At 71.7% G+C, this 22,507-nt stretch carries 21 protein-coding genes; 9 read left to right on the forward strand and 12 right to left on the reverse strand.

All coding sequences use genetic code 11. The annotated features are described in order from the left end of the window. Nucleotides 1-2 precede the first annotated feature (2 nt). Both ACIPJY_RS05300 and ACIPJY_RS05305 read right to left on the reverse strand, forming a co-directional pair. Nucleotides 3-959: a hypothetical protein gene (locus ACIPJY_RS05300; RefSeq protein WP_400463303.1), complete on the reverse strand. Its 957-nt coding sequence runs from the start codon at nt 957-959 to the stop codon at nt 3-5. Between the two features lie 14 nt (nt 960-973). Further along, nucleotides 974-2,452: a polysaccharide biosynthesis tyrosine autokinase gene (locus ACIPJY_RS05305; protein ID WP_400463306.1), complete on the reverse strand. Its 1,479-nt coding sequence runs from the start codon at nt 2,450-2,452 to the stop codon at nt 974-976. 131 nt (nt 2,453-2,583) lie between these two features. On the opposite strand from ACIPJY_RS05305, the gene ACIPJY_RS05310 reads away from it, so the two are divergent. Then, a complete protein-coding gene (locus tag ACIPJY_RS05310; RefSeq protein ID WP_400463309.1) occupies nt 2,584-3,306 on the forward strand; it encodes a lysostaphin resistance A-like protein in 723 nt (240 codons plus the stop codon). A gap of 118 nt (nt 3,307-3,424) precedes the next feature. Here the strand turns inward: ACIPJY_RS05310 and ACIPJY_RS05315 are convergent, their stop codons facing one another. The 6 genes from ACIPJY_RS05315 to ACIPJY_RS05340 all read right to left on the reverse strand — a co-directional run bounded on the left by ACIPJY_RS05315 (nt 3,425) and on the right by ACIPJY_RS05340 (nt 10,154). Beyond that, nucleotides 3,425-3,754, reverse strand: coding sequence for a hypothetical protein (locus ACIPJY_RS05315; RefSeq protein ID WP_400463311.1), 330 nt, complete (start codon nt 3,752-3,754; stop codon nt 3,425-3,427). A 21-nt stretch (nt 3,755-3,775) separates the two neighbouring features. Beyond that, on the reverse strand, nt 3,776-4,108 hold the full coding sequence (locus ACIPJY_RS05320) for a hypothetical protein (RefSeq protein WP_400463314.1): 333 nt from the start codon (nt 4,106-4,108) through the stop codon (nt 3,776-3,778). 243 nt (nt 4,109-4,351) lie between these two features. Further along, nucleotides 4,352-4,906, reverse strand: a complete 555-nt coding sequence (locus ACIPJY_RS05325; RefSeq protein ID WP_400463317.1) for a low molecular weight phosphatase family protein — start codon at nt 4,904-4,906, stop codon at nt 4,352-4,354. A 2-nt stretch (nt 4,907-4,908) separates the two neighbouring features. After that, complete coding sequence (locus ACIPJY_RS05330) at nt 4,909-6,207, reverse strand: adenylosuccinate synthase (protein ID WP_400463320.1); 1,299 nt, start codon at nt 6,205-6,207, stop codon at nt 4,909-4,911. A gap of 185 nt (nt 6,208-6,392) precedes the next feature. Beyond that, on the reverse strand, nt 6,393-6,557 hold the full coding sequence (locus tag ACIPJY_RS05335; RefSeq protein ID WP_165931285.1) for a hypothetical protein: 165 nt from the start codon (nt 6,555-6,557) through the stop codon (nt 6,393-6,395). Nucleotides 6,558-6,623: 66 nt separating this feature from the next. Next, a complete protein-coding gene (locus ACIPJY_RS05340; RefSeq protein WP_400463323.1) occupies nt 6,624-10,154 on the reverse strand; it encodes a S8 family serine peptidase in 3,531 nt (1,176 codons plus the stop codon). 239 nt (nt 10,155-10,393) lie between these two features. Between ACIPJY_RS05340 and ACIPJY_RS05345 the strand changes: the two genes are divergently transcribed. From ACIPJY_RS05345 to ACIPJY_RS05370, 6 genes are all read left to right on the forward strand, one after another. After that, nucleotides 10,394-10,588, forward strand: a complete 195-nt coding sequence (locus ACIPJY_RS05345) for a hypothetical protein (protein ID WP_400463325.1) — start codon at nt 10,394-10,396, stop codon at nt 10,586-10,588. A 50-nt stretch (nt 10,589-10,638) separates the two neighbouring features. Further along, the gene (locus ACIPJY_RS05350; protein ID WP_400463327.1) at nt 10,639-11,283 is read left to right on the forward strand and encodes a TetR/AcrR family transcriptional regulator; all 645 of its coding nucleotides are present in this window, start codon (nt 10,639-10,641) and stop codon (nt 11,281-11,283) included. Then, on the forward strand, nt 11,280-12,029 hold the full coding sequence (locus ACIPJY_RS05355; protein WP_400463330.1) for a hypothetical protein: 750 nt from the start codon (nt 11,280-11,282) through the stop codon (nt 12,027-12,029). The genes ACIPJY_RS05350 and ACIPJY_RS05355 overlap by 4 nt, the downstream gene beginning before the upstream one ends. Further along, nucleotides 12,026-14,260, forward strand: a complete 2,235-nt coding sequence (locus ACIPJY_RS05360; protein WP_400463332.1) for a YhgE/Pip family protein — start codon at nt 12,026-12,028, stop codon at nt 14,258-14,260. The genes ACIPJY_RS05355 and ACIPJY_RS05360 overlap by 4 nt, the downstream gene beginning before the upstream one ends. 175 nt (nt 14,261-14,435) lie before the next feature. Continuing rightward, complete coding sequence (locus tag ACIPJY_RS05365; RefSeq protein ID WP_400463335.1) at nt 14,436-15,239, forward strand: NAD-dependent epimerase/dehydratase family protein; 804 nt, start codon at nt 14,436-14,438, stop codon at nt 15,237-15,239. Between the two features lie 62 nt (nt 15,240-15,301). Beyond that, nucleotides 15,302-16,291 (forward strand): LacI family DNA-binding transcriptional regulator, encoded by a 990-nt coding sequence (locus ACIPJY_RS05370; protein ID WP_400463338.1) that lies wholly within the window; start codon nt 15,302-15,304, stop codon nt 16,289-16,291. A gap of 160 nt (nt 16,292-16,451) precedes the next feature. On the opposite strand, the gene ACIPJY_RS05375 is transcribed toward ACIPJY_RS05370, so the two are convergent. Both ACIPJY_RS05375 and ACIPJY_RS05380 read right to left on the reverse strand, forming a co-directional pair. Continuing rightward, on the reverse strand, nt 16,452-17,102 hold the full coding sequence (locus ACIPJY_RS05375; protein WP_400463341.1) for a TrmH family RNA methyltransferase: 651 nt from the start codon (nt 17,100-17,102) through the stop codon (nt 16,452-16,454). Nucleotides 17,103-17,122: 20 nt separating this feature from the next. Continuing rightward, nucleotides 17,123-17,797: a TetR/AcrR family transcriptional regulator C-terminal domain-containing protein gene (locus ACIPJY_RS05380; RefSeq protein WP_400463344.1), complete on the reverse strand. Its 675-nt coding sequence runs from the start codon at nt 17,795-17,797 to the stop codon at nt 17,123-17,125. Between the two features lie 176 nt (nt 17,798-17,973). On the opposite strand from ACIPJY_RS05380, the gene ACIPJY_RS05385 reads away from it, so the two are divergent. Next, the gene (locus tag ACIPJY_RS05385) at nt 17,974-18,771 is read left to right on the forward strand and encodes an HAD-IIA family hydrolase (RefSeq protein ID WP_400463347.1); all 798 of its coding nucleotides are present in this window, start codon (nt 17,974-17,976) and stop codon (nt 18,769-18,771) included. 2 nt (nt 18,772-18,773) lie between these two features. Continuing rightward, a complete protein-coding gene (locus tag ACIPJY_RS05390) occupies nt 18,774-19,562 on the forward strand; it encodes a trans-aconitate 2-methyltransferase (protein WP_400463349.1) in 789 nt (262 codons plus the stop codon). 52 nt (nt 19,563-19,614) lie between these two features. On the opposite strand, the gene ACIPJY_RS05395 is transcribed toward ACIPJY_RS05390, so the two are convergent. Both ACIPJY_RS05395 and ACIPJY_RS05400 read right to left on the reverse strand, forming a co-directional pair. Beyond that, nucleotides 19,615-20,484 (reverse strand): L,D-transpeptidase, encoded by an 870-nt coding sequence (locus tag ACIPJY_RS05395; protein WP_400463351.1) that lies wholly within the window; start codon nt 20,482-20,484, stop codon nt 19,615-19,617. A gap of 115 nt (nt 20,485-20,599) precedes the next feature. Beyond that, nucleotides 20,600-22,396, reverse strand: a complete 1,797-nt coding sequence (locus tag ACIPJY_RS05400; protein WP_400463354.1) for a phosphatase PAP2 family protein — start codon at nt 22,394-22,396, stop codon at nt 20,600-20,602. Nucleotides 22,397-22,507: the final 111 nt, after the last annotated feature.

Genomic DNA, 22,507 nt, shown 5'->3' on the forward strand with positions numbered 1-22,507 from the left:
GCTCACCACGACGCGCCGCCGTCCGCCGACACGGCCACCGAGTCTCCGGCCCATGCCCACAGCGCCGTGCCGGCCAGGTCGATCGCGACGGGACCGTCGGACCCACCGTCCTTCCAGCACCCGATCGGACTGATCTGGGAACCGGGGTCCAACCGCGCCGCCGGCAGGCTGGCGATCTGCACGCCGTCGCATGTCGACGATCCGAGGCGCGCGAGCGTGTATGTGTCGCCCGCGTCCGCGATCCCCTGGACCCCGGGCAGCGGCAGTTCCACCCAGGATCCTGCACCACCCCGCCACTCGACCTTCCGCTCGCACGCCACCAAGCTGGTGTACTCCCCCTGGTAGGCGTCCACCGGGTCGTCGCAGGGCGATTCGATCGGACCGGTGGACAGTTGGATCGCGGCGTCGACGATGCCGGCGCCTGCGGCACCGCTCTTCCCGTCGGTCCAGGTGACGCCGTCGTCGACGCTGGTGCGGACGGTGGGCGCGCAGTCGTCACCGATCACGCCCAGGACCGACAGCCCGGCAGTCGTGGCGCGCAGGGCGCGCACGGCGCGCACGTCGTCGCCGAGGGCGACAGCGACCCACGTCGCCCCACCGTCCACGGTGTGCTCCAGCACCGCGTGTGCGTCCGAACACGACCCACTGGAGGCTCGCCATGCCTCCAGGCTGTCGAGTGCGGACAGCAGATGGTGGCCGGACACGGCGGCTGCGCCGTCCCCGCTGGCGGACGGCGTGCCGCTCACGCCCGGCGTCGGGACCTCCGTGCTCGACGGGGTGCTGGTGAAGGTCGGGATCGGGCCCGCCGGTCCGTGCTGCTCCGGTGCCGTGCGGCCGAGCGCGATCGCGACCAGCACGACGTCGACCAGGACCAGCGCGACCACCACCGTCGCGATCAGGACGAAGGTCGATCGCGGCAGTGATCTGCCGAGGCCCCGGATCCCCCGACGAACACGCATGTGCCCCGGCCCCGTCAGCGCTCCGCGCGACGCACGGCGCCGAGCTTCTTGCCGAGGCGCTTCGGCGGGGTGACCGCGACCGGCGCCGAGCCGTCGTCATCACCGAAGCCGGAGCCGTACCCGTATCCGTATCCGTACCGGCCGTAACCGTATGCTCCCGGCCCCTTGGTCGGCATCATCGTGATCACGAAGCCGGCGATCGGCGCACCGACGTTCTCGAGCGATGCGACCGCCGCTGCGAGCTGGCCCTTGTGGGTCTTGCCCGCCGCGACGGCGAGGATCGCGCCGGACGCCTTCTTCGACAGGATCGCCGCGTCGGTGACGGGCAGCAGCGGTGGTGCGTCGAACAGGACGTAGTCGAACTGCTGCTCCAGCGTCGCGATCAGGTCCTGCATCGCGCGCGACCCGAGGAGCTCGGAGGGGTTCGGGGGGATGGCCCCGGAGGGGAGGACCACCATGTTGCCCCGGCCCCACGGGTGGGCGACGTCTTCCAGCGACGCCCGGCCGATGAGCACGTCGGTGAGACCGGCGCTGCCGTCGACGTCCATGTACTCGGCGACGCGCGGGCGGCGCAGGTCGGCGTCGACGAGGATGACACGGAACCCGGCGCTGTCCAGGGCGATCGCCAGGTTCGCGACCGTGGTGCTCTTGCCCTCGGACTGCATCGACGACGTCATGACGAAGGTCCGCGAACCGGTGCCGAGGTCGAGGAACTGCAGGTTCGTGCGGAGCGTGCGGAACGACTCGGCCCGTGGACTCCGCGGGTCCACCTGCACGATGAGGGGCCGCTCGGATGCCTTGTTGTCGAACGCGATGCCACCCACCACCGGCTTGTCGCTGATCTTCGCGACGTCGGGCTCGGTGCGCACCCGGTTGTCGAGGGTCTCCCGGAGTACCGCGATGCCGACACCGACGGCGAGACCGACGAGCAGCCCGAGGACCACGTTGACGGGGACGTTCGGGCTGACCGGGGTGCTCGGGACCTGAGCCTGCTTGACCCGGGTGAGCTTCACGGTGCTGGTGCCGTTCGCGTCCGTCGCCTCGATGTCCTGCACGACGTTGGTCAGGCTCTGCGATGTCGCGTTCGCGATGTCCGCCGCCTGCACGGGGTCGGTGTCGTCCACCGATATGGAGATGAGCGTCGTGCTGGTGGGCGCCGTCGCGGTGACCATCGTCGCGAGCTGGTCGGCGTTCATGTCGAGCTTGAGCGAGGAGATGACCGGCAGGAGCACGATCGGCGTGGACACCAGGTTCGAGTAGGTCAGCACCCGCTGCTGCGTGAAGGTGTTGCCCTGGGCGAGGTCGCTCGCACTCCCGCTGGTCTCCGTCGACACGAAGACCTGCGCGGAAGCTGAGTACACCGGCTTCTTGAGGAGGGAGAACCCTGCTGCGGCGGCGACGCCGACGAGTGCGAGCACGAGGATGAGAACCCATCCCTTGCGCAGCACGGTGATGTAGTCGCGGAGTTCCACGCGCTTGCCTTCCCCGATCACGTCCGTTCCTGTGGTCCCGTCACAGGTACGCCAGGGTCATCCCGGCTCACGGCTCTCAAATACTGCCACACGCTTGAGCGCTCCTCGGCTGTTGTGGCAGAAGACGGTGTCCAGTCCTCTACGGTTGCCCCATGCGCTCCGAGACCGCAACCCCCATCGACGAGGGTGACACGACGCGCCAGCGCGACCTCGTCGTCCTCCTCGTCGCGATCGGGGCCGCAGTCGTCCTCGCTCGGGTGGTCGCGACGATCACGCGTTCCGGGGGTGTCCCGTCCCCCGTCGCCCAGGTACTGGCCGCCGACGCGGCCGTGTGGGTCCCACTGGTGGTCGGCGCCTGGTGGGTCCTCCGGCACACGACGAGGTCCACGGTGGTCGCCCGGCTGCGGATCGATCTCGGGGACGTCGTCTTCGCCGTCGGTATCGTGATCATCGCCAGGGTCGTCGACGTGGTCCTGTCGATCGCCGTCACCGGGAGCACCGGGCTCGTCCCGTCTCCCACGCTCGGCACCCCCGACATCGGACTCCTCGTCGTCTCGGCCGTGGGGATCGTCCTGGTCAGCCCGGTGCTCGAGGAGGTGATCTTCCGCGGGCTGTTCCAACGCCGTCTCGCCGCCGAGCTCACGCCGCGGACCCGGTTCCTCGCCGTGCTCCTGACCGCGTTCCTGTTCGCGCTCCTGCACCTGCTGCTCGGCGAGGCGTCGACCCCGGTCGGCGGGTTCCAGGTCGTCGTGACGACGTTCCTCCTGGGGGCGTTGACGGGCGCGCTCGTGGCGATGACCGACAGGATCGGCGGAGCGATCCTGGCGCACGTGCTCTTCAACGCGGTGGCGGTGGTCGCCACGTGGCCCCGGTGACCCCGGCGCTCACCGAGTCGCACGGACGTCAGGATGCCGTGTCGGACCGGGGCAGCGACGTGGAGCCCACGGACGTGCGAACGCCCCGCCGGTGACCGACGGGGCGTGACTGCTCCGGTTACGCGACCGGTCGGACGACGTCCGGCAGGACCGAGGTCAGTCGTTCAGCGAGAGCTGCCTTGGCGACGTCGAGCGTTCGGAAGTCCCCGACGTACTGCCCGAAGGTGTCCGACACGAAGTAGTGCGTACCCTGCTGGTCGACGGTGCCCCCGTAGTAACCGCCGTAGTTCGCGGCCCAGAGGCCGGTGTCCGGACGCGACCAGGTGAGCCGTGCTGCTGTCGAGGTCGTGGCAGTGACGACTTCGGCCTCGATGGCGGAGATGACGTTGATCGTCTCGGTGTCGAGTCCTGCCCGGGTCGCGGGACGATGTGTTCCGGCGATGCTCATGGTGGTGCTGTTCTCCTGGTACTAGTCGACGGGACGGATGACCGGCGGCAGCATGACGTGCAGCCGGTCGGCGAGGTGCCCCTGGGCGTCCTCGAGGGAGTCGAACGCCCCGACGACGAGCCCGAAGGTGTCGGACGCGACGTAGCGGCCGCTGCGCTTGTCGACGGAGCCACCGAAGTACCCGCCGTAGTTGGCGATCCACTCGCCGTCGTCTTCCAGCGTCCACGTGAGCTTCGCGCGGGCGGGGCGGGCCGTGGTGACCTGCTCGGCTTCGAGCACGGCGATCGTGTCGACGGTGTCGGTGTCGAGGGTCAATTCACGCTGCGTGATCGTGCTGCTGGCGGTCGTGCTCATGGCGCTGCTCCTGTCGCGTTCCGGGGTACATCGTGCGCTCTCATGACCGTAGAGCCTCGATGGGCGCGATCGCCATCCACCCGCGCAGATTCTCGGCTCCCACTCAACCCGGTCACCAACGCTCCCCGGAATCCCGGGGCGTTCCGTCGCACTTCCGGGGTACACGTCCCCCGACGGCGGCCGCGTTCGACGGACAGACCCCTCGGGCCGCCGCACCGACCCTGCCCGAACGGCGGGGCGCCGCTAGGAGACCGATCGGAGCGCGTCGGAGATCGTGGCGAGAGCGCGCTCGATCTCGTCAGCGACGCGCGCGTGCGTCGCGGCGGAACGCCGGTACGGATCGTCCACGTCGTCGTCGGCCGGTTCCGCGGGCGGGGGGACGGTCCCCCGCAACCGCGCGACCCGGTCGACCAGCATGCCCGCGGACGAGACGTCGGCGAGGTCGCCCGGCTCGAGCCCGTCGAGCACCCGGGCGAACTGCTTGATCGTGAACGCCCGCTTCGACACCCGCGGCGACAACCGCACGACGTCGGCGCGGTGCGATCGCTCCGCGGTCAGCACGAGGTCCGCGCCGGCTGCGATCGACTCGGTGAGGGAGCGCGAGCGGTGCGCCGTCGGATCACCGCCCAGTCGCACCGACTGCGCCGCGGCGAGCGCGTCCATCGCATCACCGTCTCGGGCGATCGTGCCGGCCGACTCGACCGCGATCGAGTCGGCCGGGCCCAGCTTCGCCCGGAGGAGCTGCTCCGCGAGCGGCGACCGGCAGAGGTTGCCACTGCAGACGAACAGGATCCGCACGGTCAGGACTCGTCGGTCCCGAGCAGGTCGTGCCGCACGACGATCGCGTCCCGGCCGGGGCCGACGCCGATCGCCGAGATGCGCGCACCCGACATCGCCTCGACGGCGAGCACGTAGTCCTGCGCGTTCTTCGGCAGGTCGTCGAACGACCGGGCTCCGGTGATGTCCTCGGTCCAGCCGGGGAACTCCTCGTAGATCGGGGTCGCGTGGTGGAAGTCCGACTGGGAGACGGGGACCTCGTCCACGCGCTCGCGGTCGACGTCGTACGCGACGCAGACCGGGATGGTCGGCAGGCCCGTGAGGACGTCGAGCTTCGTGAGCACGAAGTCCGTCACGCCGTTGATGCGCGCCGTGTAGCGGGCGATCGGGGCGTCGTACCAGCCACAGCGGCGCGGGCGACCGGTCGTCGTGCCGAACTCGAAGCCGTTGGCGCGGAGGAACTCCCCCGATTCGTCGAACAGCTCGGTCGGGAACGGGCCGGCGCCGACCCGGGTCGTGTACGCCTTGACGATGCCGATGATGCGCTCGAGCTTGCCCGGGCCGATGCCCGAACCGGTCGCGGCGCCACCGGCCGTGGCGGACGAGGACGTCACGAACGGGTAGGTGCCGTGGTCGACGTCGAGCATGGTGGCCTGGCCGGCCTCGAACAGGACGGTCTCGCCGCGCTCGAGCGCGCGGTGGATCTCCAGCGCGGTGTCCGCCACCATCGGGCGCAGCCGGTCGGCGAAGGACAGCAGCGACTGGACGACCTCTTCCGGGTCGATCGCGCGGCGGTTGAAGACCTTGACGAGCAGGTGGTTCTTCTGGTCGAGTGCTGCCTCGACCTTCTGGCGCAGGATGTTCTCGTCGAAGATGTCCTGGATGCGGATGCCGACGCGGTTGATCTTGTCCGCGTAGGTCGGGCCGATGCCACGACCGGTGGTGCCGATCTGCCGCTTGCCGAGGAAGCGCTCGGTCACCTTGTCGATGGTGCGGTGGTAGTGCGTGATGACGTGGGCGTTCGCGGAGACGCGGAGCTTGGAGACGTCGACGCCGCGGGCCTTCAGCGCGTCGAGTTCCTGGAACAGGACCTCGATGTCGACGACCACGCCGTTGCCGATGACCGGCGTGACGCCGGGGGTCAGGATGCCGGACGGCAGCAGGTGCAGCGCGTACTTCTCGCCGCCGACGACCACGGTGTGCCCGGCGTTGTTGCCGCCGTTGAACTTGACGACGTAGTCGATGCGGCTGCCGAGGAGGTCGGTCGCCTTCCCCTTGCCCTCGTCGCCCCACTGGGCGCCGATGATCACTGCTGCGGGCATCTGGTTCTCCTCACGTTGGCGGAGGACCTCACGCGACCGTCGGGTCGGTGGTCCACCCGAGTCTATCGGACGGCCGCCGGGCCGCCACCGGACCGCCGGCCGCCGGGCCCACACCGGGAACGATGGGAGGCACGGTGCCAGCTGGCACCGCGCCTCCCGTCGGTCGTCTGGTGACGTCGCTCGGATCAGCCGCGGAAGAAGTCCGCGTAGCTGGGGTCGCCCACCGGGGCGTGGTGACCGGGTTCGGCCAGCCGGCGCTCGACCATCGCCTGGATGACGTCCGGCGGGGTCAGACCGCGGCGGCGCCATTCGGCGGGGTTCTGCCGGAGCTGCGTCAGCGTGTTCTGCATGAGCCCACCGTGCCACAACTTCACTAGTTCCCCTAACTACCTATCCGTGTGACGCATCTCCGACGCCTACCGCTTGGTCACCTTCGCGGTGGCCGCCGACGTCGCGGTGCCGTCCTGGTACCCCTTCGCCGACGCGGTCACCCGGACCTGGAAGCGGTGACCCGCGTCCGAGGAGCCGAGCTCGTACGTCGCCGACGTGGCGCCCTTGACGACCGCACCGTCCCGGAGCCACTGGTACGAGTACCGGACCCCACGGGCGTCCCACGAGCCGGGGTGCCCGGTCAGCTTCTTGCCGACCTTCGTGACACCGGAGACCGTGACGGCACTGCCCTCGCGGAGCGTCACGACCGGCGCGGCCACGGTCGCGCTGACCGTGTCCGCCTGGTCGCCCGCGGCGTTGTGCAGGTGCAGGAGCAGCACCCGAGCGTTCGACGTGGCAGCCGCTCGCGTCACCTGGAGCGAGCCGCTGTCCGGGTGCAGCACGCTCGTCCCGAAGGACAGCGCCGGCGCGGACGGGTCGAACGTCGCCGTCGCGGTGTCGTCCACCACGTACGAGCCGCTCGTCGCGAGGGCCGGGGCGTACGACGACTCGGTGGTCACCGAGTAGTCGAACGCACCGGTGACGCCGATCGCCTGCTGCGAGACGGTCAGGACCTTCACCGCGCTGTCGAACGTGTTGACGTCCTGTCCGGGCGCCCCGCCGTTCAGCGGCTGCGAGTCGAGCGTCTTGCCGGTGGCCAGGTCGATCGTGGTCGCGAACGTCGCGTCCACCGTCGCCGACTTCGCGTCGTACACCAGGTAGTCCGGCGTGCCGTCGCGGTCGGCGTCGATGAGCACCTCGACGTTGGTCACGGCGCCGGGGTTGGCGTCAGGACCGGCGGTCTGCACACCGAACGCGAGCGTGCCGTCGGCGACGTTCGCGCCGTAGGCACGGATGTCGGCGGCCTGCAGCGACTGCTTCGCCGAGCCGTCCGGGAACGACTCCTGCGGGTCCGTCCCACCGAGCACGAACGGTGCCACGAGCGCACCGGTCACACCGCGTCCGGCGAGCGCGATGTCCGCGGTCGTCGCGGAGGCCGGGAAGGTCACGTCCGAACCGTGCACGGCGCTCACCGGCTTCGGCGCGGCGTAGGTGCCGAGTCGCAGCGGGTTGAGCTTCTTGTCCGTCGGCGTGAAGGTCACCAGGCCGGTGGCCGCCGAGACGAACTCGCGCTGGTAGCCCAGCTCGGTCGACTCCTGGGTGGGGTCGATCGTGCGGCCGATCTTCGTCGGGTCGGCGATCCGCATCGTCAGGGTGACCGTGGCGGTGCCGTGCGGGACGACCGTGACGCGCTTCTTGTCGACCGAGAACGCGACGCCGGCCTGGGCCACGCGCGACTCGTAGGCCACGTCGTAGGTGTGCGGCCGACCGTCGGTGTTCTTGATCTGCAGGGTGCGCTTCTCGGTGGTCGGCGATGCGACCTCGACGACGCCGAAGGACGCCGTGACGAGCTGGTCGTTCTCGATGCTCCGCACCGTGGTGCCGGCCGTGACCGCCTGGAGCGCGTCGACACGACCGGTCCCCTGCCGCAGCAGGGTCGCGTTGCCGTCACCGTCGAGCACGTCGTGCGTCGCGGTGTTCATCAGGGTCGCCTTGACGTCCGGGGCCGACCAGGTCGGGTGCGACTGGAACGTCAGTGCGGCGATGCCCGCCACGTCCGGTGTCGCCATCGACGTGCCGCTCATCGAGAGGCGGCCGTCGCCGGTGCCGTTGGCCGCGGAGATCACGTTGACCCCGGGGCCGGCGATGTCCGGCTTGACGATGTCGTCGTACGAACCGTGGACACCCCGGCTGGTGAACTGCGCGAGCGTGTTCACCGCCTCGGCGTCGGTGGCGAGCTCGAAGCCCTTGAGCTCGTCGGCGAAGCGCACGTGCAGCGTCCCGGCCTGGGCAGCGGACTGGAGGCTCGACACACTGTCCGCGGTCAGCTCGGCACCCGGGATGGTCGCGTTGCCGGCGATGCCGGAATCGAAGGTGTTGATCGTCCCGGCGAGCAGGACGCCGACACCGCCGGCGGCCTCGACGTTGGTGAAGCGCACACCGGAGCCGCACTCGAGCGCGGCGTCGGTCCACTTGAGCCAGACCACCTTGCCGGCGATCTTCGCGGCCTCGTCAGCGCTGAACGCGGCGCAGCCGTCGACGTTCGTCGTGGGGACGACGACGTCGCCCTCCACCGGCAGCTCGCCCTGGTAGTTCTGCGAGTACTGCGCACGCCAGGTCTTCGCGACGTCCGCAGGGGCGGTCGCCTGGACACCGTCGTAGAGGCTCTGGCCGGTGGCGCTCGCGGCGACCGTCAGGGCGCCCTCGGCGTTGCCGGGCGAGCCGCCGATGTCGGTGAAGTCGTCGGCGTTGCCCGAGGCGATCACGGGCAGGACACCGCGTGCGGTGAGCGCGTCGATCTTCGCGTTGTCGGGGTCGTCCGGTGCGCCGTAGTCGGAGCCGAGCGACAGGTTCAGGACGTTGATGTCCTTCCCCTCGGTCAGGGCCTGGCCGACCCAGTCGAGCGCGGCACCGGTGAGGTCGGTCGAGCCGCCGCCGTCACCGAAGACCTTGAGGGCGTAGAGACCCGCCTCCGGGGCGGTGCCCGGACCGATCCACATGTCCTGGACCTGCTCGGTGGTCAGCTTCTGGTAGTTGCCGTCGAAGGTCTGCTTGTCGGCGTCGAGCCCGTACCCGGCGATCGTGCCGGAAACGTGCGTGCCGTGGTCGCCGCCCTTGCCGTCGATGGGGTTCGCGTCGGGCGCGGGCGTCGGGTCGTACGCGGGGTCGCTCGGGTCGGCGTTGTAGGTCGCACCGGCGAAGTCGTAGCCGCCGAGGAACTTCTCGGGGTCGTACGAACCCGCTGCCGGAGCACTCGTGCTGGCGAGCGCCTGCTGGTACGCCGCCGCGGTGCCGGGGCCGCCGAAGTCCGCCTGGGTGTAGTCGAGGCCGGTGTCCAGGACGGCGACGTTCACGCCCTTGCCGGTGTGCCCGGTCTGCTGCCACGCGTCGAGGGAGCGCGTGTAGACGTCGCTGGCCGCGTTCTTCGGGCTGACGCCGTCGGCGCCCGGCTGCACGGCGTCCGGGTCGACACCGCTCGGGGCGGCGTCGGCGCTGTCGCTGACGCTCGGGTCGACGATCTTTTTCGGGGTGAGCGGGATGATGCTCTCGACGTCGGAGCGTTCCGCGATCTCCCGGAGCGCGGCGACGTCGGCGACGACGGCCACGCCGGGCACGGTGTACTCGGTCGTGTAGAGCTCGGTCGCGTCGCCGTCGGCGGACTGCACGGCCTCGCGGACGTCCGTCGTGGTCGACCGGATCGCCGAGACCCGCTGCTTCGCGGCACTCGACGGGGTCTTCGACTTCGTGAGGTCGCCGCCCTTCGCCTTCGCGTCCACGGCGAGTGCACCTTCGCCCGCAGTCCGGACGAAGGCGGCGATGGTCGTCTGCGGCTTCGCGGTCCGGAGCGGGGCGGAGAGCTTCAGGTCCGCGGAGCCGACACCGGCCGGCGCTGCCGAAGCCGCTCCCCCGAAGGCGAGACCTCCGGTGGCGAGGGCCGCGGCGGCGACGATGGACACGATGACGGATGGTGCTCGTTTCGGGTGATGCTGCACGGATGCGCTCCTGCTCGGCCGAAGTTGAGAAATTCCTCTGAACCTATGGGCGGCCGTACAGCAACGGCAGTCGGCACTTGTGCGGACCACCCCCGTTCGGGGGTGTACCCCGAAGTCTGAGCGCTCGTGTGGAATCGGCCATCCGTGGGCGAGATGGTGCTGACATGAGCCGTGATCGACGCGACGGACACGAAGGGAACACCATGAAGAACACCACTCCGAGCGAGACGACCGTCCTCGTCATCGCCGTCCTGTGCATCGTCCTGGGGCTCGTCGTCGGACCACTCCTGTCGACCGGCGCCGTCCCGGTGTGGATCCCGGTGGGCATCGGCGTCCTGCTGATCGCGCAGTGGGTCCTCATGCGGCGCGACCGGACGCGTCGCCAGAGCGGTCACTGACGACCACGATCTAACTTGCACACCGCTGTGCAGGTTATTACGATGGGGGCGTGCGCACCTCCGAGACACCCCAACGCGCGCCACGACGTGACGCGACCGAGAACCGTGCTGCCCTGATCGACGCGGCGAAGACCGTGCTGCAGCGGGATCCGGACGCCTCGCTCGAGACGATCGCGGCCGAAGCCGGACTCTCCCGCCGCGCGGTCTACGGCCACTTCCCCTCCCGCGACGACCTGGTCCGTGCCGTCGTCACCTCGGGCGCCGCCCGGGTCGCGGCGGCCATGCCGACCCCGACCGACCTCGGCGGACTGCCCCCGGCAGCGCGCATCGCGGCCATCGCCGTCACGCTCTGGTCCGAGGTCTCCCACGTCCGCTCGATGGCCCGCATCGCCGTCCGCAGCCCCTACGGGGAATCCGTTGCGCAGGTCTTCGCGCCGCTCCGGGCCCAGGTCCGCGACGCGTGCGCACTCGGGATCGCGGACGGTTCGATGCGCTCGGACGTCGACGCGGCCACACTCGGACGCCTGGTCGAGGGCGCGTGCATCGCCGTCCTCGACGAAGCCACCCGCTCCGGCACCCCGGACGGGGCCGGCCGGCGCATGGTCGTCCTCTCCGCACTGGGGATGGCCGGCATCGACTGGCGTACCGCCGCACTCACCGACCCCGCCGACCCCGCCCAGGGAGCACCAGCATGAGCACGCTCGAGATCGACACCGCCGGGATCGGCGACGAACCAGGAGCCGCCCTGCCCATCGTCTCCGCCGTCGCCGGGCCGCACCGCCCGGGCATCGTCGCCGTCGAGACCGAACAGGCACCCGTGCTCGCGTCCCTGGTGGCCGGTGGCCGGATGAAGCCCGAACGCGGGAGGGTGCTGCTCGACGGGCACGACGACCCCGCTGCGCTCCGCCGCTCGTTCGCGCTCGTGGACACCCCCGGCGTCGCCGAGCCGTTCCCGGTGATGACGCTCCGGCGCATCGTGCGCGAAGAGCTCGCGTTCGCCGAGCAGCGTCCGTCGCGCGAGCACGTCGACACGGTGCTCGACGAGCTCGGCATGAGCGCCTACGCCGACACCGCCGTGCAGCGTGTCCCCACCGACGTCCGGGTCCGGCTGCTCGTCGAGCTCGCCCTGCTCCGGGACGGCGTCACCGGCCTCGTGATCACCTCCCCGGAGCGCCACGGCGGCTCCGTCGAGAGCTGGTTCGCCGTCGTCCGCGACGTCGCGCAGCGCGGGGTGACCGTGCTGCTCGTCACGTCGAAGGCCGCGGCGGAGACCGCGGAGCGCCTGCTGGCGACCATCCCCGCACCGACCGACGACCTGCCCGCCGAGGGCACGTCCGAACCCGAGGGTCCCGACGACGCGACCCGGCCCACGGAGCCCGCACCGGGCCTCCAGGCCGACACCGCAACCGACGCAACCGCTCCCCTGGAGACCCGCTCGTGACCACCACCTCGCTCGTCCGCGCCGAACTCGCGCGCCTCACCGCGACCCCGCTCGCCCGCCTGGCGTTCATCGCGCTCATGGTCGTCCCGCTGCTCTACGGCGGTGCGTACCTCTGGGCCAACCGCGACCCGTACGCCAAGCTCGACCAGGTCCCAGCGGCCATCGTGAACCAGGACGCCGGGGCGACCCTCGACGGCGACACCGTGAACTACGGCAAGGACGTCACGAAGCGCGCGATCGACGGCGCCGACTTCAAGTGGTCGACGACCACCGCGGCCGATGCCCGGTCGGGTGTCCGGAACGGCACCTACGACTTCGTCGTGACGATCCCGCACGACTTCTCGGAGTCCCTGGTGTCGGCGCAGACGAACGACCCGAAGCGCGCCGAACTCGTGATGACGACGGCGGACACGAACTCGTACCTCGCATCGACCATCGCGGAGCAGGCGGGCAAGACCATGCGCACCGCCGTCGCCGAACAGGTCGGGAAGAAGGCGGCGAAGACCCTGCTCGTCGGGCTCGCCGACGTGCGGGACAGCCTCGGCGACGCGGTCGACGGAGCCGGGGAGCTGGCGTCCGGGGCGACGACGGCGTCCAACGGCGCCGACCAGCTCGCTTCCGGGACGACGCAGCTCAAGGCCGGCGCCGCGAAGCTCGCATCGGGCACCGCCGACCTCCCGGCGCAGACGACGAAGCTGAACGACGGGGCGCAGCAGGTCGCGACGGGTGCCGGCTCGCTGTCCTCCGGTCTGTCGACCCTGCAGCAGTCCACGGCGTCACTGCCGTCGCAGACCGCGCAGCTGAACGACGGGGCCACGAAGCTGCAGAGCGGGCTGCACGACCTGCGCGACCAGACCGCGACCCTGCCCGCCGACACGGAGAAGCTCGCCACGGGTGCGGCGGCGGTGGCCTCCGGCAACGCGACGCTCGCGACGGACGCGCAGCCGCTCATCGACGGTGTCGAACAGCTCGCTGCCGACTCGCCGGACCTCGTCGCCACCCTGAAGCCCGTCGTGGAGACGTCGACCGTCCTGACGGCGGACGAGAAGACCCGCCTCCTCGCCACCCTGGACACGCTCCAGCAGCAGAGCGCGCAGCTCGGGACCGGCGGTTCCACCCTGTCGTCGGCGCTCGGCAAGCTGCAGACCGGCAGTGCGCAGGTGTCCGACGGCGCGTCGAAGCTCGCCACCGCCGCGCCGAAGCTGACGTCGGGCGTCCAGCAGCTCTCCGACGGGTCGGACGCACTCGCCGCCGGCACCGGGAAGCTCGCTGCCGCAGCACCCGAACTGACCAACGGCATCTCCTCCGCGGCCACCGGTGCGTCCACGCTGTCGAGCGGGGCGTCCCAGGTGGCGTCCGGCACCGCGACGCTCGCCGCCGCCGCGCCGACACTGTCGAACGGCGCAGCGACCCTGGCCAGCGGGACCGCTTCGGCGGACGACGGCGCGAAGTCGCTGGCGAGCGGGCTGCACACACTGTCGTCCGGTGCCTCCACGCTCGAGTCGAAGCTCGACGACGGCCGGACGAAGATCCCGGCATCGAGCGCGTCCGAGCGCGAATCGCAGGCGTCCGTGATCTCGAACCCCGTGAAGGTCGGCGACGACAACGTGGCCGCTGCGGACAACTACGGGGCCGGTCTAGCGCCGTTCTTCATCTCGCTCGCGGCCTGGATCGGCATGTACGCGCTGTTCCTCATCCTCAAGCCGATCTCGAAGCGGGCGATCACGGCCGTGCGGAAGCCGCTGTCGATCGTCCTCGGAGGCTGGCTCACGCCGGTGCTCCTCGGCATCGTGCAGATGGTGGCGCTGTTCTTCATCGTGCGGTTCGCGCTCGACCTGAACGTGGTGCACGCCGGGGCGACGATCGGGGCGATGGTGCTGGCGTCGGCGACGTTCGCGGCGGTGCTGATGGCGCTCAACGTGCTGCTCGGGTCCGTCGGACAGTTCCTCGGCCTGGTGCTCATGCTGGTGCAGCTCGTCACCGCCGGTGGCACGTTCCCCTGGCAGACGCTCCCCGGGCCGCTGGCGGCGCTGCACTTCGCGCTGCCGATGACGTACTCCGTCGACGCCCTGCGGCAGACGATGTACGGCGGGTCCGCGGGTGCGGCGTGGTCGGACGCGGGGGTGCTCGCGTGCTGGTTGCTCGGCGCGCTGCTGGTCACCTTCGTGGTGGCCGCCCGCCAGGGCCGCTCCCGGACGCTGCGCGACCTGCGCCCGAGCCTGATCGGGTAGCGCGGGCGCCGGCGGGCGGGCGGGCTGGCGTCCGCGTCACCGCCGCACAACCGAAAGCACTCCGAACCACGGGATCCCATGGTGCGGAGTGCTTTCGGTTGTGCGAACCCCGTCGGCACCGCGGCCGGGGCGCGGCGCCGCGCGCGCACGCCGCCCCGCGCGTACCGTCGCGGACATGGCGACGCTGCTCATCACCGGAGCGGCCGGACGCATCGCGACGGCGCTGCGCCCCCGGCTGCTCGACGCCGGACACGACCTCGTGCTGCTCGACGAGCGGCCGCCGGACCCACCCGTCGGGACCCGCGAACGGTTCGTCCCCGGGTCGGTGAACGACCGCGCCGCGCTCGAGGCCGCACTGCCCGGCGTCGACACGATCGTGCACCTGGCGGGCATCCCGACCGAGGACACCTGGGAAGCGCTCCTCGACGCCAACGTCACCGGGACGAAGAACGTCCTCGAGGCCGCTGCCGCAGCCGGGGTGCTCCGCGTCCTGCAGGCCTCGTCGATCCACGCCGTCGGCCGTGTCCCCGAGGACACCGCCGCACCGGGCAGCGTCCCCGGCGACCGGATCCCCCGCCCGGACACGTACTACGGCGTGACGAAGGCGGCGATGGAGCTCCTCGGCAGCCTGTTCGCCGACCGGTACGCGATGTCGATCGTCTCCGCGCGCATCGGCGCCTTCGGGATCCGTCCGGACTCCCGGCGGGCACTGCTGATGTGGAGCTCGCCCGACGACCTGACACGCCTGGTGTCGGCCACGGTGGCACTCACCGACCCCGGGCACCACGTCGTGTGGGCGGTGTCGCGGAACAGCGGCACGCCCGCGGACCACGCGGCCGGCGAACGGATCGGCTTCCACCCCGTCGACGACGCGTCCGCCGTGCTCGACGCCGACGAGCGCGCGGCGCTCCCGCCCGAGGACATGGACCACCTGGGCGGCGGCATGGCGGACATGCCCCTCGGCCACCCGCGCGACTGACACCGCACCCCAGGCCCGTCCCGCTACGATCGGGGGACGCAAGCCGGAGGTCGATGCTGACAATGGGAGACGCGAAACCCGCGACGATCTACGACGTCGCTGCCCGGGCGGGGGTGTCGAAGTCGCTCGTCTCGCTCGTGCTGCAGCGCTCCCCGCGCGTGAGCGAACAGCGTCGGGCGGCCGTCCTCACGGCGATCCAGGAACTCGACTACCGACCCTCCACCGCAGCGGTCTCGCTCGCGGGCACCCGCAGCCGGACGATCGGCGTCGTGCTCGACGACTTCCGCAACCAGTGGTTCGTCGATCTGCTGACCGGCCTGCGCGAGGCGCTGCAGGACCAGGGCCACCGCCTGGTCGTCGCGGACCGGTTCCTCAACACGGGCCTCGACGTCTCCCCGGTCGAGGGCTTCCTCTCCATGCGCGTCGAGGGCATCGTCATCGCGGGCGAGCCCGACACCGACCTCGCGATCCCCGCGTCCACACCCCTCGTCATCGCCGGCGGCCGGGTCTCGATCCCCCGTGCGGACACCGTGGCGAACGACGACCGCGCCGGAGGCCGGATGGCCGCGGAACACCTCCTCGGCCTCGGCCACACGCAGCTCGGGTTCGTCGGCGCCCGTTCGGCCGCCGCAACGGAACGCCTCGCCGGGTTCCGCGCGGGCGTCGGCGAAGCGGGCACCGTGCACGTGTCCACCCTGCCGGGGGAACTCACCGAGGACGCCGGCTCCCGTGCCGCCACCACCCTGTTCGACGAGCATCCCGAGGTGACCGCGGTCTTCGGGGCGAACGACGTGATGGCGCTCGGCGCGATGTCGTCCCTCGCCGAGCGCGGGCTCCGCGTCCCCGAGGACGTCTCGGTGATCGGCTACGACGACACCCCGATCGCCGCCACCCGGTACGTCGGACTCACGAGCATCGACGACCGCAGCGTCGAGATCGGCCGCGGCTCCGGGGAGCGCCTGCTCGCCCGGATCGCCGATCCGGACTCCCCGGCGACGGAGACCCTGGTGGAGCCCCGCCTGGTCGCCCGGCGCACGACCGCCAGGCGCTGACACCCACCCGGCCAGGAGGCCCGGCGCACCTCCGCCACGCACGCCCGGCTGCGCGCGTGGCGCGGCACCGCCCTGCGGCCGAGACACCCCCGTCGGCTCGAGACACCGCCGGATCCTGCGGCGCCTCGAGCATCCGGAGGCGCCTCGGGCGGGAAGCGGCTCAGCGTGCTGGCGCCGCGTACCGGACGATCCAGGTGTGCATGACGATGGCGGCCGCAGCCGAGGCGTTGATGCTCCGCGTCGACCCGTACTGCGCGATCTCCAGGTGCCCGTCCGCGCCGGCGACGGCCTCGTCCGTGAGCCCCGGGCCTTCTTGCCCGAACAGGAACACGCAGCGCTCCGGCACCTCGGCGGTCTCGATCATCGACGCGCCCGGGGTGTTGTCGATCGCGATCACCGGACGGCCCTCGGCACGCATCGCCGCCAGGAACGACGCCACGTCCGGGTGGTTCCGCACGTGCTGGTACCGGTCGGTGACCATGGCCCCGCGCCGGTTCCAGCGCCGACGCCCGATGATGTGCACGGTGCCGGCCAGGAACGCGTTCGCACTGCGCACGATCGACCCGATGTTGAGGTCGTGCTGCCAGTTCTCGATCGCCACGTCGAACCCGTGCCGGCGCGTGTCGAGGTCCGCGACGATGGCCGCCATCGACCAGTACCGGTAGCGGTCCACGACGTTGCGGGTGTCGCCGTGCTCCAGCAGCTCCGGGTCGAGCCGGGGATCGGCGGGCCACGGCCGCGGGTGCGGACCGACACCGTGCGTGGTCCGCTCGTGGGAGGGCGCGGGCGCGGGGGCGGGCTCGTCGGTCACACCGACAAGGGTAGGTCCGCTCAGCGCACGCGCGACTCGATGCCGGCGAGCAGGACGTCGAGCCCGAGCTGGAACCGGTCCTCGTAGGAGTGCGCCCCGACGAGCTCGCTGACGAGCGCGTGCCGCTCCGGTCGCCCCGCTTCGGAGTCGCCACGACCGACCTGCACCCCGGCGTGCCCCACCACGAAGTCGTACACGACGAAGAACGCGTACATCGCCTCGGCGTCGGGGAGTCCGCCCGTCCGGAGCGCGCCGACCACCGTCCGGACCACGCCGTCGGACTCGTCCGAGACGAGCGGCCCGCGGCGGCTGTGCGACTCGAGCACGAGCGGGTGGGTGCGCATCAGGTCGCGGAAGGTCGTCGCGAAGGTCCGCACCACCGCCTGCCACTCCGAGGGCCAGACGAACGTCGACGCGAACTCGTCAACGGTGCGCCGGACGATCTCGGCGTGCAGGTCGTCGAGGCCGCCGATCGTCCGGTGCACCGTCATCGGCGCGACCCCGAGCCGTTGCCCGAGTGCCCGGAAGGACAGCCGCTCGAGCCCGTCCTCGTTCGCGATCACCGTGGCCGCATCGATCACCTGCTCACGGCTCAGGACGTTCGGTCGTCCCCGGCGGCGTCGCGGCGCCTCGACGGCACCCTCGGCGGCGGCCGGTCGGGGTGGCACGGTCGGGTTTCCGGGTTCGACGAGCACGGGTGGCCTCCTGGTTGCGGTACGTGTCCCGAAAAGCCTAGGGCAAAGCCGAGTGGCGTTCGGTGTCTCGACCATCTCGGGTCCGCGAGCGGCGCGCAAGAGCCGATCGGAGCCTCCCGGCCCTTTCCGAGGTGACCCCGGGCCGGGCCGCCGTGCGCGCGCACTAGGGTGAGGCCATGGCATCCCGCGACGAGGTCGAGTGCTGGCTGACGGACATGGACGGCGTGCTCGTGCACGAGAACCAGGCCCTGCCCGGAGCACCGGAGCTGATCCAGCAGTGGCTCGACGAGGGCACGGAGTTCCTGGTCCTCACGAACAACTCCATCTTCACGCCGCGCGACCTCAGCGCCCGGCTCCGCTGGTCCGGCATCGAGGTGCCAGAGGACCGCATCTGGACGAGCGCGCTCGCCACGGCGGACTTCTGCAAGTCCCAGATGCCCGGCGGCTCGGCGTTCGTCATCGGCGAGGCCGGCATGACCACGGCCCTGCACGAGGCCGGCTTCATCATGACCGAGACCGCCCCCGACTACGTGGTCGTCGGCGAGACCCGGAACTACTCGTTCGAGGCGATCACCAAGGCCGTCCGACTGATCCGCGACGGCGCCCGGTTCATCGTCACGAACCCGGACGCGACCGGCCCGAGCGCCGAGGGCGTGCTGCCGGCCACCGGCGCCATCGCCGCGATGATCGAGAAGGCCACCGGCAAGCAGCCCTACGTCGTCGGCAAGCCGAACCCGATGATGTTCCGTTCGGCGATGAACCGGATCGGCGCGCACTCGGAGAACACCGGCATGATCGGCGACCGGATGGACACCGACGTGCAGGCCGGCATCGAAGCCGGGCTGCACACGGTCCTCGTGATGACCGGCATCAGCGACCAGGCCGAGATCGACCGCTACCCGTTCCGGCCGAGCGAGGTCATCTCCGGCGTCCACGAGCTGGTGCGCACGGAGCCCGTCGAAGTCGAGATGTAGGCGTGCGCTGGGACCCGTCGCGGTACGCCGCGTTCAGCGACGAGCGATCGCGTCCGTTCCACGACCTGGTCGCGCAGGTCGGCCTGGAGGCCCCACGTCGCGTCGTCGACCTGGGCTGCGGTCCCGGGACCCTCACGGCCACCCTCGCGGAGCGCTGGCCGTCGGCCCGCGTCGTCGGGGTGGACTCCTCGGCCGAGATGCTGGCGGATGCCGCTGGGCTGGCGGCGCGGTACCCGAACCTGTCGTTCGAGCGCGGCGCCATCGAGGACTGGGCTCCCACCGCGTCGGACGACGTCGTGGTCACGAACGCCGCGCTGCAGTGGGTCCCGTCCCACACGGCACTGCTGCCCGGGTGGCTGGCCGCCATGCCGACCGGCTCGTGGTTCGCGATGCAGGTCCCCGGCAACTTCGACTCGCCCTCGCACGCGCTGATGCGGGAGGTCGCTGCGGAGGGGCCGTGGGCCTCGGCGCTGTCCGGCGTGCTCCGGGCCGATCCGATGCTGGATCCGGCGGGCTACCTGGACCTGTTCGAGTCGAACGGCTTCCGGGCGTCGGCGTGGGAGACCACGTACGCGCAGCTGCTGCATGGTGAGGACCCCGTGCTCGACTGGGTCCGGGGAACGGGGCTGCGGCCGGCACTGGCCGCGCTCGATGCCGCCGACCCGTCCGGAGCGCTGACGTCGGAGTTCGAGTCCACCTACGCGGCGCGGTTGCGGCACGCGTACCCGGCGGGCGCGCACGGCACGGTCTACCCGTTCCGCCGCGTCTTCGCGGTCGCGCGCAAGCGCTGACGCGCGCGCGGCGCGGCCGCGCGGCCGCGCGCCGCGCGGCGCGCGGCGCGCGCTACTCGACCGTCACCAGGGTGCCGAGCGGCAGGGCGTCGATCGCGGCCACGGCGTCGGCGTCGAGCCGGACGCACCCGTGCGAGACCGCACCCGAGGTCGCGGCGTTCCAATGCATGCCGATGAGCCCGCCGTCGTGGCCGCCGTACGGCTCGTCGGCCGCCGCAGAGTGCAGCGAGGTGAGCTGGATCGGGTGGTCGCCGGTGCCCTGGGTCGGGTCGACGTAGCGCTGCTCGAGGTACCCCGTCACACCGGTCGGCGTCGGGGTGTCCGCCGTGCCGACCCCGGCCGAGAAGCTCTTCTGGACGGCTCCGGACGCGGTCACGATCGACACGGTCTGGTCCTTCGTGGAGATCCGCACGCGCGACGTCGGCGTCGACACGGTCGTCAGCGAGGCGACCGGCACCCACGCCGAGGTCTGCGCGGCGGCCCCGGCCGTCCCGGCAGCGGACGGCAGCTGCCGGCGCGCGGGGGTGAACACGAGTTCCCACGGCCCCTCGCGGCGGAGCCCCACGACGGTGGTCGGCTGCTCGAGGAAGTCCTTCGCAGCGAAGCGGGCGACGGGCGCGCGTCGGTCCGACCCGAACAGCGGGGCGTCGGCGCGCAGGTGGAAGACGGTGTCCGTCGTCACCGTGCGCCCGAACGGCATCAGCCCGCCGATGACGGCGGAGTACTGGGCCTCGGGCAGCGCGGCGAGGGCAGCGGCGGAGACGGACGGCACCGACGGGACGGGTGCGGCGGACGCGGACGCCGATGACGTGGCCACCGGCGCCGTCGGGGTGCTCCCGAGCAGGGGGACGGCGAGTGCACCCGCGGCGACGACGGCCGCCGCCGCGATGCTGACGGAGGTCCAGAGTGTGCGCTTGCGCAAGTGGGGACCGTCTTTCTGGGAGGAGCGGGGCGGAGGCGAGACGAGCCTCCAGGCCGGGTGGGACGGGACCGGCCGACCGACGTGACGTGCACGCCGGTCGGCCGGAGGTGGAACGTCAGCCGCTGACGACGGGCAGGTGGATGCCGGTCGTCGGGACGACGGTGGTGCCCGTCCCGGAACCGGTACCGGTGCCGCCGGTGGCGGCCGCTGCCGTCACCGTGATCGTCAGCGGGTCGACGAGTGCGGAGGCGCCCGTGGCGTCGACCACGTCGATCGTGTGCGAGCCTGCGGCGGTCGCTGCGGGGATCGTGACGCTCCCGGACAGGTCACCCGCGGCGTCGGCGGTGAGCGTGCCGACGACGACGGGGTCGCTGTGCAGCACGACCTGGTAGCGCGCACCCGCGGTGAAGCCGGTGCCGGCCAGGGCCAGCTCCGCGCCGGCCTGCACGCTCGTGCCGTGCGGCGCGGTGAGGACGCCCGTGACGACCTTCGCCGTGCCGCCGGTGGAGACGACCCGCACGGACCCGTCCGAGGCGACCGCGACGGTCGCGCTCGTCGCGGCCGCGAGGTCGAGGCGCTGCCACGAACCGGCCGACGTGCCGGACTGGTCGAGCGGGGAGCCCGAGGCGATCTCGGTCTGCGCGAGCACCGCGGTGCGCTGCGCGTCGGTCAGCGTCGGGAAGGTGGTGAGCAGGAGGTTCTCCGCACCGGCGGGCACCGACGGTGCCAGGCCGGTCTGGCCGGTCGCCGCGAAGCCGTAGGTCATGCGCTCCTCGTAGACCTTGACGGCCGAGGCACGGTCGGTGATGACCTGCGCGGTGCCGCCCGGGATCGCCTTGCCGCCGTAGGGGTCGTTCTCGTAGTGCGACTCGGCCGCGATGCAGTTCGCGAGCGTGTCGCCGCACTTCGCCTCGAGGTAGTCGACGAGCTCCTTGCGGGCCGGCTCGAGGACCTCCGTGCGGTACGCCGTGTCCGACCAGCGGGCGGCGAGGGCCGCTTCACCGTCGATGCGGCCGCCGATGATGTCGAGCGGGTAGTGCACGCCGAGGACGATCCGGTCGTTGCCGTTCTCCGAGGTGCGCGCGAGGATCTCCGGCGCGAGCTCGGGGACGAGCGTGGCGAGCGTGATGCCGGCCTGGTACGCCGTCGTGGTGTGCCCGCTCGGGTAGGAGCCGCCCGTGCAGATGCCGGCCGTGCCGTACCCGGCGTCGAGGACGACGTCGTTCGGCGAGAACTCCTTCGTGGTGTCGGTCTGCGGCGCGACGCGGGTGATGTCGAGCGTGCCGTCGGCGCTGGCGTAGGACTTGCCGACCCGGTTCGGCGTGACCGAGGAGGCATTCACCTTCGTCGGCGCGCACCCGGTCTGGTCGTCGCCGGCGGGCAGCATCGCCGTGGTGGTCGCCGGCAGGTACGGGCGCGGGTAGCTGTAGTGCGCCTTCGCGTCACCGGTGCTGACGTACGCGCCGGTGGTGCCGTTCGAGCTGTTGATGAGCGCGCTGGTCAGCGGGAGGTCGCCGTCGGTGCGCCCGTCGACGTAGATCTTCTCGAGCGCGGCGCCGAGGCCCTGCGACACCGTGAACGACTGGTCGTAGGCGGTGTTCGTGGCGTTGTTGTACTCGGAGTCCTGCAGCGCCCGGAACTGCTGCGCGGGCGTCGCGTTCTGGTTGATCCAGGAGGCGAGCTCGTCGTTCTTCGCGAGCGTCGCGGCGTCCAGGACCGTGCCGTGCAGGTCGTTGACGCCGCTGGACTTCCAGAACGAGTCGTAGCCGCTGAGCAGCGAGGTCAGGTCCGGCTTGGTGGTGTCGCTCGGGTAGCCGGCGGCGGTCGCCGCGAGCGGGGTGCCGATGACCAGGGACGTCGCGATCGCCGCGACGGTCGCCCCCGTGGCCACGGCGCGTGCGGATGTGCGCATGCGTGGTTGCCGCCCGGGACGCGGGCGGCGCTCCTCTCTGTGTACCGACCGTCATTTGCTGACGAGAACGGTGTGACGGTAAGGAGGCTCGGTGTCGGTCCGGCGAACGGC

Origin of the sequence: Curtobacterium sp. NPDC090223, from assembly GCF_044746585.1 — a bacterium.
Lineage (GTDB): Bacteria > Actinomycetota > Actinomycetes > Actinomycetales > Microbacteriaceae > Curtobacterium.